This is a genomic window from Verrucomicrobium sp. BvORR106 (assembly GCF_000739655.1).
Lineage (GTDB): Bacteria > Verrucomicrobiota > Verrucomicrobiia > Verrucomicrobiales > Verrucomicrobiaceae > Verrucomicrobium.
This window is the reverse complement of sequence record NZ_BATR01000125.1, coordinates 46,294-60,043: the sequence shown is the minus strand read 5'-3', so window position 1 is coordinate 60,043 and position 13,750 is coordinate 46,294. Positions and strand designations below refer to the sequence as shown.

Annotated in this window: 12 protein-coding genes; 5 read left to right on the top strand and 7 right to left on the bottom strand. The window is 57.0% G+C overall.

The window, feature by feature from the left end; all coding sequences use genetic code 11:
- The first annotated feature begins 214 nt into the window (after window positions 1–214).
- Window positions 215–889 carry a hypothetical protein gene (locus tag BV106_RS23710; RefSeq protein WP_265596014.1) on the top strand — a complete coding sequence of 225 codons (675 nt, stop codon included), beginning with the start codon at window positions 215–217 and terminating at the stop codon, window positions 887–889.
- 363 nt (window positions 890–1,252) lie between these two features.
- Here BV106_RS23710 and BV106_RS23705 read toward each other — a convergent pair whose 3' ends face one another.
- The 7 genes from BV106_RS23705 to BV106_RS23670 form a co-directional block, all read right to left on the bottom strand.
- A complete protein-coding gene (locus tag BV106_RS23705) occupies window positions 1,253–2,617 on the bottom strand; it encodes a hypothetical protein (RefSeq protein WP_038168940.1) in 1,365 nt (454 codons plus the stop codon).
- A gap of 66 nt (window positions 2,618–2,683) precedes the next feature.
- Window positions 2,684–4,225: an RNA-directed DNA polymerase gene (locus tag BV106_RS37585; protein WP_265596013.1), complete on the bottom strand. Its 1,542-nt coding sequence runs from the start codon at window positions 4,223–4,225 to the stop codon at window positions 2,684–2,686.
- Window positions 4,226–4,768: 543 nt separating this feature from the next.
- Window positions 4,769–5,476 (bottom strand): ABC transporter ATP-binding protein, encoded by a 708-nt coding sequence (locus tag BV106_RS23690; protein ID WP_029190501.1) that lies wholly within the window; start codon window positions 5,474–5,476, stop codon window positions 4,769–4,771.
- On the bottom strand, window positions 5,469–6,257 hold the full coding sequence (locus tag BV106_RS23685) for an ABC transporter ATP-binding protein (RefSeq protein WP_038168934.1): 789 nt from the start codon (window positions 6,255–6,257) through the stop codon (window positions 5,469–5,471). The genes BV106_RS23690 and BV106_RS23685 overlap by 8 nt, the downstream gene beginning before the upstream one ends.
- On the bottom strand, window positions 6,254–7,231 hold the full coding sequence (locus BV106_RS23680) for a branched-chain amino acid ABC transporter permease (protein ID WP_038168932.1): 978 nt from the start codon (window positions 7,229–7,231) through the stop codon (window positions 6,254–6,256). The genes BV106_RS23685 and BV106_RS23680 overlap by 4 nt, the downstream gene beginning before the upstream one ends.
- A gap of 11 nt (window positions 7,232–7,242) precedes the next feature.
- Window positions 7,243–8,166, bottom strand: a complete 924-nt coding sequence (locus BV106_RS23675; protein WP_038168930.1) for a branched-chain amino acid ABC transporter permease — start codon at window positions 8,164–8,166, stop codon at window positions 7,243–7,245.
- 70 nt (window positions 8,167–8,236) lie between these two features.
- A complete protein-coding gene (locus BV106_RS23670) occupies window positions 8,237–9,391 on the bottom strand; it encodes an ABC transporter substrate-binding protein (RefSeq protein WP_051946243.1) in 1,155 nt (384 codons plus the stop codon).
- 185 nt (window positions 9,392–9,576) lie between these two features.
- Between BV106_RS23670 and BV106_RS23665 the strand changes: the two genes are divergently transcribed.
- Genes BV106_RS23665 through BV106_RS23650 form a run of 4 tightly spaced genes read left to right on the top strand, consistent with a single transcriptional unit; the run spans window position 9,577 to window position 13,709 of the window.
- The gene (locus BV106_RS23665; protein WP_038168927.1) at window positions 9,577–11,595 is read left to right on the top strand and encodes an ATP-dependent helicase; all 2,019 of its coding nucleotides are present in this window, start codon (window positions 9,577–9,579) and stop codon (window positions 11,593–11,595) included.
- A complete protein-coding gene (locus tag BV106_RS23660; protein WP_038168925.1) occupies window positions 11,592–12,626 on the top strand; it encodes a phosphodiester glycosidase family protein in 1,035 nt (344 codons plus the stop codon). The genes BV106_RS23665 and BV106_RS23660 overlap by 4 nt, the downstream gene beginning before the upstream one ends.
- A complete protein-coding gene (locus tag BV106_RS23655) occupies window positions 12,623–13,327 on the top strand; it encodes a ribonuclease HII (RefSeq protein ID WP_081892177.1) in 705 nt (234 codons plus the stop codon). The genes BV106_RS23660 and BV106_RS23655 overlap by 4 nt, the downstream gene beginning before the upstream one ends.
- Entirely contained in the window at window positions 13,314–13,709 is a 396-nt protein-coding gene (locus tag BV106_RS23650) for a YraN family protein (protein ID WP_051946242.1), read from the top strand. The genes BV106_RS23655 and BV106_RS23650 overlap by 14 nt, the downstream gene beginning before the upstream one ends.
- Window positions 13,710–13,750: the final 41 nt, after the last annotated feature.

Sequence of the window (13,750 nt, the reverse complement as noted above, 5' to 3'; positions counted from 1 at the left end):
AACAATGAGGCTGTATCTATCTTGAAATCAAAGGCAAGTATAAACCTTGCCCCTCCCCAAAGCTCACCCTGGCCGAGGAAAGCAAGAAATGCATAAGGGCATCCTTGATTCCATTGTGGATCGACTCCATATTAAACCTTTTGCTGGATGCCTGTTACGTTTAATAAGCGATTTCAGTTCTAGCTAGTCATCAGATTCGGAGCCTAATATACAAATGAAAAAGTACGTCTTGGTTAGCTTTGACTTGTGCGAATCAACCGCCATGAAGAGAAAAATTCCCAATTGGCCATGGATTGTATTCATGTTCTACAATCGAGTGCACAATCTCAGAAAGGAAGTTATCGCACACTATCCTAATAAGACCATAGAACTGAATGTGTGGAAATCGATAGGAGATGAAATTCTCCTCTACCACGAAATCCAAGATGAATCTGATATCGAAAAGGTGATTCATTCAGCCGTGATGATTAAGCATGGATTAGATGTGGCGCTGGATGGAGCGATTCGCATGGCAGAGGAATTGCACAATGTGGACAATTCCTCGCAATCTGTGATGCGTCGAACAAAGTCTGCAATCTGGACAATATCGGCGACTGAGACAGGACCTTCCTCGACATTAGATTTTCAACAGCATCAATCCGGCAATATTGTATGTAAAATAGATGGGCGACTCGATTATATCGGGCCAGACGTGGATTTTGGATTTAGGATCTCGGGGAAGTCTGAAGCCAACAAGATAGTTGTCTCAGACGATGTGCTTCAAGCATTCAGATGTGCAAAACTCTCTGGCATTGAACCCTTGTCTCGGTACTCAGCGTCCACAATGGAAGGGGTTCCATTGAAAGGCATCACCGATGGCGCGACGTTGCACTTTTTGCATGAGGAATAGTGTTTTAAGCGGGGCGCCAAGCTGTTTAAAAGAGTTTCCCAGTTTTAGCAAGCTCTTCACATTTTTGCCCGTTGGAGCCTAGACTTTACGCCCGTCATCTCGCCCTCGCAGCACACCACGAATAATTATGAATTACTCACGCTAGGAGAACTTGCCTCGCTCGCAAGCTTAGAAATCGCAGATGAGGTGGGATCACTCGCTGTACCGGAATAGGATGATGAAAAGTTGCCAGGCCGTCTTTTTTTTGAGGGGGGAGGGATTGACAAAAGTTCTGACGCGCACCGGTTTCAGCCATGAAGCCGGGACGCCAATTCACCCGGAGAATGCTCCTTGAATGGGTTGCGACTGGAAATTGGACCGGATTCAATTGCTTTTAGATTGGCCTTTATCCGACTTCCAGGAAAACAATCCGTTTGTTGAGAAGAGGGCAGTCCAGAAGGCGCCATAATCTAGCGCGCCTTCACAGTGCAGTTGATAAACTGCGTACAGGTCGCTTGTCATTAGAATGCAGACCTCGCTGAGAGTGGCGGCTTTAAGGAAGGAATCTGAGAATGGATATGGGCGAGAGTCGGGCGAACACATTAGTGCACTGTTGCCGACAAAAATGCCTTTGAACTTTTTATGCCTTTCGACAATGCCTCGAGTTTTCCATTCTCCCAGTTGGCGGAGCCCCTGTTCCGTAAAACTGTCTTTCTCAGTGCTCTTAATTTCGAGAACCCCTTCAAGAATGGAGTTATGAGCGTTAACTGAAATCCATCCGTCCTCCTTGTTATCACCTGTTGGATCCTCGATGATCGCCCCCAATGAGCGCAAAACGGAGCGAACAATCTCTTCAAGTTCGTGATCACGGGAATACAGCAATTTGAGGCACTGACGTGATTTGTTACGATCCGATTGCGCGGCATCAAGCTCCGATTGGAGCTTTCGCATTGCAATTCCTAAACTGGCAATTTGTGCATCTATTCTAATCTGATTGGGGGCAATCCACTCCTTAACCCACTCTGGTTCATTTACGGCGAGAGGAAGATTGCAGACATCGCGAAGTACTAACAACAAGGTGTCATCGTTGGAGAAATTGATCGGGGGGAGTAGAATATAGTGAAGAATTGTCGTTTCGGTGGAGGAGTATTGGTGGCCGGTAACTTTATGTTTTACCTTGATTCTAGTGGCAAGTGCATTCTTGTGTCGATTGGTGGCAATATCGTCGCGATGGAGTATTATCGACCCTCCACTCCTTGCAACATCCTCGATGGCATCATAACCAGTACTTCCAATGGAGCAGGATCTAAGTGAATATTGCCAACCCGCAATGTAAGAGCAGTAGGTTGCAAAGTTTGTGTTCACACGTGAATCAAGAAACTGCATAGTGTCACCATGGGCGATATCCCATTCTAGCTGCAACCCTGTCCAAGACAGAAATGGTGCACTTGCTTTACCTTTGTCGAGGTGGACGTCAAATGTGGGATTTCCAACTATCATAAACACACCTCCATGAGCGGACACGTCTCGCGCAATAGTTGGATTTAGAATGTGAAAGAACGTTGCCCAGTCGACATTCGGCTGATCGGAGGTGCCAAATGCAAGCGTTGAGATTATGACGACGTCAAAATCGCGCAGATTTATCTTAGGAGTCAGTTTATCCCAGCGGATGCAAGTTAAGTTGCGCCCTGAAATGCCCGCTAAGGAGCTCGACCCTATGATAATGAACTTTTTTATATTGTGATTCATTCTTCCTTGATTAATGAGCGTCTGATAGCCATTGAGTCGTGAATCTGGGTTGAGCCTCGACGTTTGTCACTTCATTGCCATCGATGCTTTCGCAACAGAGCGGATTGAAAGAACCGGGTAGTTCGCAATCGACTTAAGCCAGTGCATCCGCTCATTTTTAGGAAGCGCAGAGGAGGACCAAATGATGGCTCGCTGCCCCCATGCTGATGTGTTAAGCCAGGTCTCTTTCCTACTGCGAACCCAATCAACGATACCATGCTTTCTTGCCAATAACGCTGCCATGCGGTCTCGAATCTGTGGATCGCTGTCCTCGGCCAGTGCTATGGCCGTTGTCGAATCGCAAAGGGTCGGATTTGACTCGAATGCTGACAAGATCCAATACTGGACGTAAGGAAGCGATCGAAATTTCGAGTCTTGAATGATCCATTTTAGGCGCTCACCAATCTGTTCTGGCCTCTTCTTGTCAGCTACCTTACACCAATAGATGATTAGATCTCTCAATGCTGGAATAAGTTTATCCACATTGTCTAAGCTGCGTTGTAAAATTGCCCTGGAGCGAATGGCTCCTGCTCTGCGAAGCACGTAGCGGGTGAGGCCAAGAGGCAGCACAGGAAGTTGTAACAACTCATCAAACAGTTCCACAATCGACTCTCGAATGGCATCTTGCTCTACTTCGTCAATGTTCGCTTGGGGCGCCCCGTATGGGCCAAATCCCCATTCTTCAATCATGTTGGAAATGAAGCGCGTCTTTTTATCCTGTTCCATCTTTTCAGGATCATGAAGCTCGCGGGATTTGAATTCATCGTGAGAAAGCACTCGCGTTTTTGAGGGCTGTAGAGACAGTCGATGTGATTTAAAAAGGTAGTCGCTCAGTTCATGCAGTGCTTTTACTGCCTCCTCTTCGGAATCGCAAAAAATGCGAAAATCATCCACGTATCGAGTGTGCTTGAATTGACGGCGCATCAAATAGTTATCCACATCTGCCAATGCGCATTCAGCCAGCAATATGCTGGATGTCGGACCAACGGGGATGCCTCGGGAATGATGCAGTGCATTGAGATTGCTGAGAAATCTTTCAAGGACGTGACTGCGATTTTCAGCAACCTGCGCGCTTCCCAGCGAATTCTGAACTCGATGATGACTGATTTGATTGTAAAAGTCGCTCACATCGGTGCAAACAACATGGGTACACAGAAAATCGTCGACCAATTCTTTTGATTTTTCTTGAAAATCCCCCCATCCCGAATCCTTACTGAAGAACTGACCATTAGATTCGATTTCGAGGCGGTAGGCGCAAGATATTTTTATATCGACAGGGATGCGAAAGCCTTCTATCTGTGGTGCCATTTCATACACCATTGCAAGTAGCAGGAGTGAATCGACCGGATCTGTTTGTGTTGCCGATCGATAACCTCCTACATGCTTAGGCACCATCATTCGGATAGCCGCACCGAGTTCATGTTCCGCTATATTGACCTTGTGAAGTGCGTCAAGCAAAGTGGGCCAAATCGATTGAAATGCTTGGTATTCAAATGCTATCGGGAATACATCTGTATCCCCATACCTCGCAATGTGCTGCAATGCCCAACTGATTGACGGGTGGGACACGTGTTCTGGGTCTAGTTGCTTCGAGGCCACTGTAGTTAATCTCCTACTCTGAATATATCTCCAATTCCTCGTCTGGTAGCTGAATCCGCTTCAAGCTATCGCATCTACACTCAGAGACAGTATATTGTTTTGCCTAGTGTTTATCCAATTTTTTTCAATCAGTCTTTCTCGCGTTGCCTGTTCCGTGCAACGGCCGACAGCGCCTTGGTCCCTAGATGCGGAGGATTGTGACTTGGGAGAAGACTGAAGCGCTGTAGGTTTCGCGGCAGGAACCTATGGCGGGAATACCTCTATCGTCTAATAAATCGATCAGGATTGCCGCCAGTTGACCTCTATTTGAAGTTTTCAGGCGCTGGTTGGTTGCAGGCTAAGGTTGAACGAGACTCCCCAGTGAACTTGGTGATTTCGCTGCCTCACCAACGAGCTATCTCGCCGCGAGGCAGGGAGCTAGGCGCAAAGCGGACTTGTGTCATACGGGAGAGTATGCTTAAGCACCCGCTATCCCGCCTTTCAGAGCGTCGGCCAGCGACCACCCAACCGACTCTAATCCCCCAAATAAGCCTCGCGCACCTGCGGATTCTGCCTCAGCGCGGCCGCAGAATCTTCCAAGATCACTTTCCCAGTCTCCAACACATAACCGTAGTGGGAGATGGCCAACGCCAGGTTGGCGTTCTGTTCCACAAGCAGAATCGTCAAGCCGCGCTCTTTGTTGATCTTGACGATCTGGTCGAAGATGGCGCGGACGAGCATGGGGGCGATGCCGAGGGAGGGCTCGTCCAGCATGAGGCACTTGGGCTTGCTCATGAGGGCCCGGGCGATGGCGAGCATCTGCTGCTCACCGCCGGAGAGGGTGCCGGCGAGCTGGGAGATGCGCTCCTTGAGCCGGGGGAACATGGTGAAGGCGTAGTCCACGTCCTCCTTGATGCCGGCTTTGTCCCGACGGAGATACGCGCCCATCCTGAGATTCTCCTCCACCGTCAGGTTGGCGAAGACCATGCGGCCTTCCGGCACATGGCAGAGGCCCTTGGAGACTACGGCGTGAGGGGACTGGTTGGTGATTTCCTTCCCGTCGTACTTCACCTGGCCGCCACCAGCGCGGATGAGTCCGGAGATGGCGCGCAGGGTGGTGGACTTGCCCGCGCCGTTGGCCCCAATGAGCGTGACGATGGACTTCTCCGGCACCTTCAGGGACACCCCGTGCAGAGCCTTGATCGTTCCGTAGGAGACTTCGAGTTGGTTGACTTCAAGCATCGAGCGGGCCCTTTCCATCCTCGGTGCCCAGGTAGGCGGCGATGACTTTCGGGTTGTTTTGAATTTCTGCGGGCGTGCCTTCAGCGATCTTCACCCCGTACTCAAGCACGGCGATGCGCTGGCAGATGCCCATGACGACCTTCATGTCGTGCTCCACGAGCAGCACGCTGATTTGGAATTTGTCTTTGATGAACTGGATGAGGTGCATGAGCTCCTCTTTCTCCGTGGGGTTCATCCCGGCGGCGGGCTCATCCAGCAGCAGGAGCTTGGGCTTGGTGGCCAGGGCGCGGACGATCTCCAGGCGGCGCTGATCGCCATAGCAAAGGGACTTGCAGGGCGTGGATGCCTCCTTGCCCAGATCGAAGATATCGAGCAGGTCGAAGACCTCGTTCTCGATCATCGCCTCCTCATCCAGGAACGCCGGTCCGCGGAAGAGGGAATGGGCAATGCCGTGACGCAGGTGCATCATCTTGGCCGTGCGCACGTTGTCAAAGACCGACAGCGAGGAGAACAGGCGGATGTTCTGGAAGGTACGGGCAATGCCCAGCTTCGTGATCTGGTGGGGCTTGTGCCCCGGCACGGAGACACCGCCGAATTTGATGCTGCCGCTCGTGGGCTGATAGACCCCGGTGATGAGATTGAACACCGTCGTCTTCCCGGCGCCATTGGGGCCGATGAGCCCGACGAGTTCACCCGGCTGGATGGAGAACGTCAGGCCCCCGACCGCGCGCAGACCGCCGAACTGGATCGAGACGTCATTGAGCTCAAGGACTGAACTCATGCGGACTTCCTCCTTTTCTTCTCAAAGGTGACAGGCAGAAGGCCCTGGGGCCGGACAATCATCATGACGATAAGCAGGATCGAGAACACGATCATGCGGAACTTTTCCGCATCGCGGAGTTGCTCATTGAGCGTGGTCAGGCCGATCGCGGCCACCACGACGCCGAGGGTGCTGCCCATGCCGCCGAGGATGACCATGATGATGATGTCCACCGACTTCAGGAAACCGAAGCCCTTGGGATCGATCGCGCCGAAGAGGTGGGCGTAGAGTCCACCGGCGAGGCCTGCGAAGAAGGCACCCAGGACAAAGGCCACCACCTTGTAGCGCACGGTGTTCACCCCCATGGACTCGCTGGCCACTTCATCATCCCGCACCGCCAGGAAACCGCGGCCGTAGGTGGAGTTCACCATGCTGGCCACCACGTAGATGCAGATGGCGGCGATGCCAAAGACCCAGAAGAAGGTGCTGTAGTCAGGGATGCCCCGCATGCCCAGCGCGCCGCCGAAAGGCCCGCTGCTGGAGGTGTTCTGGAAGACCACCCGGATAATCTCATTGAACCCGAGGGTGACAATGGCCAGGTAATCGCCCCGGAGACGGAGGGAAGGCACGCCCACCATCCAGCCGCACACGGCTGCGCAGAGGCCGCCCACCAGGAGGGCGATGACGAAGGTCACGCCGTGGGACAGGGTGCTGGGACCGCCGAGGAGCCCAAGGATGGAAGGCCCCATCTCCACAGAAACAGCGGCCGACATATAGGCCCCCACGCCCATGAAACCGGCGTGCCCGAGGGAGAACTGGCCTGTGTGCCCGTTCACCAGGTTCAGGCTCACGGCCAGGATGATATTGATGCCTGCCACCAGCATGATCTGGAGGACATAGCCATCAATATTGTCCGAGGCCTGAGAGACCACAAAGCTGACCAGCAGGGCCAGCAGGAGAAACGCTTGAGTGCGATACTTGAGGAGAAGTTGCATCGTGACCAGATTCAGACCTTTTCACGTTCCACCTTGCCCAGGAGCCCCGAAGGCTTGAAGAGCAGAATGAGAATCAAGATGATGAAGGCAACGCCCTCCTTGTAGCCCGAGGGGATGCCCAGCTTCTGGCTGTAGCCGGTGACGAGGGTCTCCACCACGCCGATGATCATGCCGCCGAGGGCCGCTCCGGGAATGTTGCCAATGCCACCCAGCACGGCCGCCACGAAGGCCTTGATGCCCGGCTGAATGCCCATGAAGGGATCCACCGAGGGATAGAGCGAAGCGTACAGGATGCCGCCAGCGGCCGCGAGCGCGGAGCCGAGGCCAAAGGTGAAGGAGATGACCACACTGGTATTCACCCCCATGAGGGCGGCCGCGGTGGGGTTCAAGGAAAGGGCGCGCATGGCCAGCCCCAGCCGGGTGCGCATGACGATGTAACGCAAGCCGATGAGGAGGGCGGTGGTGACCACCACGACGATGACCTGCGTCATGGTCACCGTCAGACCACCCAGACCGCTGATGTTCTGCCGGGGGATGATCGCCGGGAACGGCTGCTGCGTGGCCCCGAAGACGAGCTGACCGGTGTACTCAATGAAGAGCGAGACCCCGATGGCCGTGATCAGGACGTTGAGCCGCGGGCGATTGCGCAGCGGCCGGTAGGCGAAGTATTCAATCGCGATACCGAGGGCCGCACAGATCGCCATGGAGGCGAGCATCACCACCGCGAGCGCGAGCGGCCAGGGCAGGGCATTCAGCAGGGGCGCGAGGGCCTTGTGGACATAGAGTCCGCCAAAGGCCCCGAGCATGAAGACATCCCCGTGCGCGAAGTTGATGAACCGCAGGACCCCGTACACCATCGTGTACCCCAACGCGATCAACGCGTAGATGGCACCGAGGAACAGGCCGTTAAGGAGTTGCTGAACGAACTGATCCAAGGTGCGCTCTCGATTAAGGGTGGGGCTGCGGTGTCAGGTCAGATGAGTTAACGAGAGGTCGGCGGGAGGATCAGGGAGCGACCGTTTCGACGTAGACGAACTTGCCGTCCTTGATCGTGAGGACGACCGCCGGCTTGTTGGCGTCGCGCTTGGCGTCCAGGGAGATCTTGCCGGTGATGCCTTCGAAGTCCTTGGTGGCGGCGATCGCGTCACGCAGGGCCTTGCCTTCGGTCGTGCCCGCACGCTTGATGGCGTCCACGAGGATCATGGCGGAGTCATAGCCCAGAGCCGCCATGGCGTCAGGGATGGTGCCGTGCTTGGCCTTGTACTTGGTGACGAACTCCTGGATCCGGGGAGCGGTGTCCTCGTTGGAGAAGTGGTTGGAGAAGAAGGAGCCCTCAATGGATTTGCCTGCCACCTGCACGAGGGAAGGGGAGTCCCAGCCATCGCCACCCAGCAAGGGGGCCTGGATGCCGAGTTCCTTGGCCTGCGTGGACATGAGGCCCACTTCATTGTAGTAACCGGAGGCGAGGATCGCATCGGGCGCGCCTTCCTTGACCGAGGTCAACTGGGCCTTGAAGTCCTTGTCCCCGGAGGCGTAGCTCTGCTCGCCCACGATGGTGCCGCCGTTCTTCGTGAAGTATTCTTTGAAGTACTGGGAGAGCCCCACGCTGTAGTCCTGGGTGACATCCGTCATCACGGCCACCTTCTTCCAGCCACGGGCGAGGGCGAACTTGGCCATCACCGTGCCCTGGAAGGGATCAATGAAACACACGCGGAAGATGAAGTCACCGGTCTCCGTCACCTTGGGGTTCGTGGAGGCAGGGGAGATCATGGGAATGCCCGCCTTCTGGGCGATGGGGGCCATTTCCAGGGAGCGGCCGGAGGCCACTTCACCCAGGAGGGCCACGACCTTCTCACGGCTCACGAGCTTCTTGGCCACAATACCGGCCTCACCCTGCTTGGACTGGTCGTCCTCGGTCACGAGCTTGATCTTCTTGCCCAGCACCCCGCCAGCAGCGTTGACCTCGTCAATCGCCATCTGCGTGCCAGCATGGGAGGACTGGCCAAAGGTGGCCGTACCGCCCGTGAGGGCTGCCACCTCACCGATCACGATGGTGTCGGCATCAGCAGCAGCGTCGCCGCCCTTTTTACAGCCAGTCAGACCGGCGGTGACGACGCCAAACAATCCAAGGAGGAGAAAAGCACGGTTGCGGATTTGCATGGAGGGACTGTTTAGCAGCCGCCGTTCCACGGGCAAGGGGAAAAGCCGTACGTACTCCACTTCATTTGCGATGTGGGAAATTGTAGGAAAAAGGAATCTTTCCCACAGAGGTTGCCTCGCGGCGGAATGGTGGTTTGATCGGGGTCGGTTTTGTTCCTGTCCCCGATTCTTTTTGCCCCCCTCTAATGGCCCGCGACTACACGCTTCATGGCACCCCGGCTCCTCATCGTATCGATTACCGTGCGGAGCTGAATGAACAGCAGTTCGCGGCCGTGACGGCTCCAGCGGGGCAGTCCCTGGTGATTGCGGGCGCAGGCAGCGGCAAGACCCGGGTGCTGACCTACCGGGTGGCCTACCTGCTGGACAATGGCATTGCCCCGGAAAACATCCTGCTGGTGACCTTCACCAACAAGGCCTCCCGCGAGATGCTGGACCGGGTGCAGAATCTGCTGCCGATCGAGACGAACCGGCTCTGGGGCGGCACCTTCCACTCCATCGGCAACCGCCTGCTGAGGAAGCACGGCGACCGCCTGGGGCTGCGGCAGGGCTTTTCCATCATGGACCGGGAGGACCAGAAGGACCTCATGGAGACGGTGGTCACCAGCAGCGGCGTGGACACCACGACCTACCGCTTCCCCAAGCCGGAGGTGCTGGGGGAGATCTTCTCCCTGGCAGACAATACCAGCTCTACCATCGCCCAAGTGGTGAAAGGCAAGTACCCGTACTTTGAGCGGGTGGTGCAGGGCATCGAGAAGCTCCGCGAGCTCTACACGGCAAAGAAGCTGGATACGAACAACGTGGACTTCGACGATCTGCTCACGATGACGCTCCGGCTCTTCCGTGAGAATGAGGATCTGCTGGATCGCTATCGCCGGACCTTCCGCTTCATCCTGGTGGACGAGTATCAGGATACCAACCTGCTTCAGAGCGAGCTGATCGAGCTGCTGGCCGGGCCCGAGGGGAACCTCATGGTGGTGGGGGATGACGCCCAGTCCATCTACTCCTGGCGCGGGGCGAACCTGAAGAACATCCTGGAGTTCCCCCAGCGCTATCCGAACGCGCGGGTGTACAAGATCGAGGTGAACTACCGCAGCGTGCCCGAGGTGCTGCATCTGGCGAACCGGGCCATTGAGGTGAACCAGGGCCAGTTCCGCAAGGCGCTCATGCCAGCCCGCGTGGGCAAGGAGGTGCTGCCTGCCCTGGTGCCGCTGGACAATGCCAGCGCCCAGGCTTCGTTCGTGGCCCAGCGTATCCTGGAACTGCGGGATGAAGGCATGGAGTTCAACGAGATGGCCGTGATCTACCGGGCTCACTATCACTCGCTGGAAATCCAGATGGAGCTGACCAACCGGGGCATCCCATTCCAGATCACGAGCGGTTTGCGATTCTTCGAGCAGGCGCATGTGAAAGACGTGGCCGCGTTCATGAAGTTCGCCGTGAACCGCCAGGACGAGGTCTCCTTCATGCGACTGGTGCGTCTTATTCCCGGGGTGGGCACGGCCAGCGCGGGGAAGATGTGGGCCCACTGGCTGCAAAGCGCCGCGGTGGCCGGCCCGGTCACGCAGGGCGACTTTGGCGAGTGTCTCCGCAAGCTGCCTGCGCCCAAGAAGGCGGCCAAAATCTGGGAGCAAACCTCCTTCACCCTGGAGGAGCTGCTGGATCCCGATGGCCAGCCTGTTGCGCCATCGGCCATGATCCGCAGCGTCATGGAGGGCGTGTATGAGGACTACATGCGCACCAAGTTCAAGAACGCCGACCAGCGCAAGCAGGACCTGGAGCAGCTCAGCAACTACAGCACCCGGTTCAAGGACGTGTCCGAATTCCTCAGCCAGCTCGCGCTCGTGAGTGGGGTGGACACGGACGAGCAGCCGAATGCGAACAACCGCGACTCCGAGGCGGTCACGCTGACGACTGCGCACCAGGCCAAGGGGCTGGAGTGGCAGGCCGTCTTTGCCGTGTGGCTGGCGGAGGGCATGTTCCCCAACAACCGTGTCATTGAGGAATCCGGCGAGATGGGGCTGGAGGAGGAGCGCCGTCTCTTCTACGTCACGGTCACCCGGGCGAAGGACGAGCTGTACCTGACCTATCCGGTGATCAACTACCAGGCGCGCGATGGCGAGGTGCTGCAGCGTCCCTCCCGATTCCTTCAAGAACTGCCCAAAGACTTGATGGAGACCTGGAACGTGCGAAGTGTGTTCGCGTGAGGTCCGGCGGAAAACCCCTGAAGAAGAAACGTGGCTGTGCATGGCGGATCCTGGGCCTCCTGATGGTGCTGGGGCTGGTGGCGGTGCTGGCGGTGGACTATGTCTTCAACCTGCGGAGCACGATGGTGTTCCTGGCCTTTCGCGATTCCCGCGCGCCATTGGAAGTGCGCCTGGGCGGCGGTTCATGGAAACCGGTCTCCGCCCTCACCGTGGCAGAGATGGATCGCGCCCTCGTACGGCGGGATGAGGACACCGGCATCACCTGGCGCACGCTGGTGCTGCGTCGCGAGGCCCGGACCTGGGGGCAACGTCTCGCAGGCTTCCTCGTGCGCGAGACCGTGAATGTCATCGAGATCAATCCGGCCAGCTATCAGTTCCAGACCAGCTTCAAGGACGGCTTTGCCCTGACGACCGCGAAGGAGCGGCTCGACACCGAGCGGGCCTCATTTGCGATCACGGCCAATTTCCGCGATCCCGCGGGCAAGCCCCTGGGTCTGGTGGTGCATGAGGGCACACAGCGGAATTCGACCTTCCCAGCCTGGACGGGCTACTTCTTTGTCAAAGCGGGCAAGCCCTGGTTCGGCCCCAAGTCCCTCTTTGAAGAGGCGCCGGGTGTCCTGCAGGAGGCTTCCCAGGGGTATCCCTCCCTGATGAAGAACCACACGGTCTTCTCCTACGTGGACCTGCCCAGCACCCGGTACTTTGACGGCAATCGCGTCACCTACCGGGCCCTCGCAGGGATGAAGCAGAACGGGAACATCGTCTTCATCCTCTCCGGCACCGGGGGCGTGATGAACGTCTCCGAGGTCACCGCCCTGGCGCAGCGGCTCAATGTCCAGCATGCCACCCTGTTGGACGGGGGACGGGCGTTGCAGTATTCCCTCCGACTTCATGGGGCGGCCCGGCACTTTACCGCGTTTAACACGCTCATTGACTTCGGTTCGCAAATGCTCGAATTGCAGCGCTCGCCCGTCTACATCGTCGCGCGGCCCGCGGCTGCTGCGAACAACGCCACTGTCACCGCCCCGTGAAGAAGTCTCCCGCCAAACGCTCAGCCGCAGCCCGCAAGAAAGCGGTGGCGAAGGGGAAGGCGTTGCTGGGATCGGCGCGCCCCACCTTCCGCTATGAGTTGGAGCTGCGCCAGGAAGGTCACCAACTGGTGGCTGGGGTGGACGAGGCAGGGCGGGGGCCTCTGGCCGGACCGGTGAGTGTGGCGGCCGTGATCCTGCCGGACGATTTCACGCACGCAGAGTTGCATGATTCCAAGCAGCTCAATGAGCTGCGGCGCGAGCGCATCTATGATGAGCTGATGGGGCGCACCGATGTGGTGTGGTGCCACGTGATGGTCGAGGTGGACGAGATCGACCGCATCAACATCCTCCAGGCCACCCGCATGGGCATGCGCCGGGCCGTACAGGGTTTGTCCACCCTGCCACAGGCGGTTTTGATTGACGGGACACCCGTGCCCGACTTTCCTGTGCCGCATCGCGCGCTGGTCAAGGGGGATGCCCTGAGCCTCTCTATTGCGGCGGCCAGCGTCATCGCGAAGGTGGCCCGGGACCGCCTCATGCGCCGCGCGGCATTGGACTACCCAGAATATGGCTTCGATCAACACAAGGGATATGGCACGCCTGAGCACCTGGAAGCGCTCCGCCGGCACGGTCCTTGCCCGTTGCATCGCCGCTCTTTCGCGCCCGTCTCTCAACTCACGTTTGTGTTTGACGACCTCTAAGGGTCAACGCGTCGAGTCCAGAGTCATCGGAGACTGGGGCGAGCACCTCGCCGCCAAGTGGCTGGCCAAGAATGGACGGAAAGTGCTCTACCGGAACTTCCGCGGCCCGAAGGGTGGGGAGGTGGACATCGTATGCCGCCATGGCGAGGTGCTGACCTTCGTGGAGGTGAAGACGCGCACCAGCACTGACTATGGCCGCCCTGCTGCCGCGGTGGACTCCGTAAAGGAAAAACTTATTCTCCGTGGGGCGCAGGCGTGGATGCGACTACTCAAAGAGAAAGAATCCATTAAGACTCGATGCGATATTGTGGAAGTCATTCTTTCTGAAGGGGAAAAACCCAAGATTTCCGTACTGGAAGGCGCGTTTAGGGTGGCGGATTAGCAAGGGGACAGTTATGGTTTCTCAGATAAAAACCCCTGAGA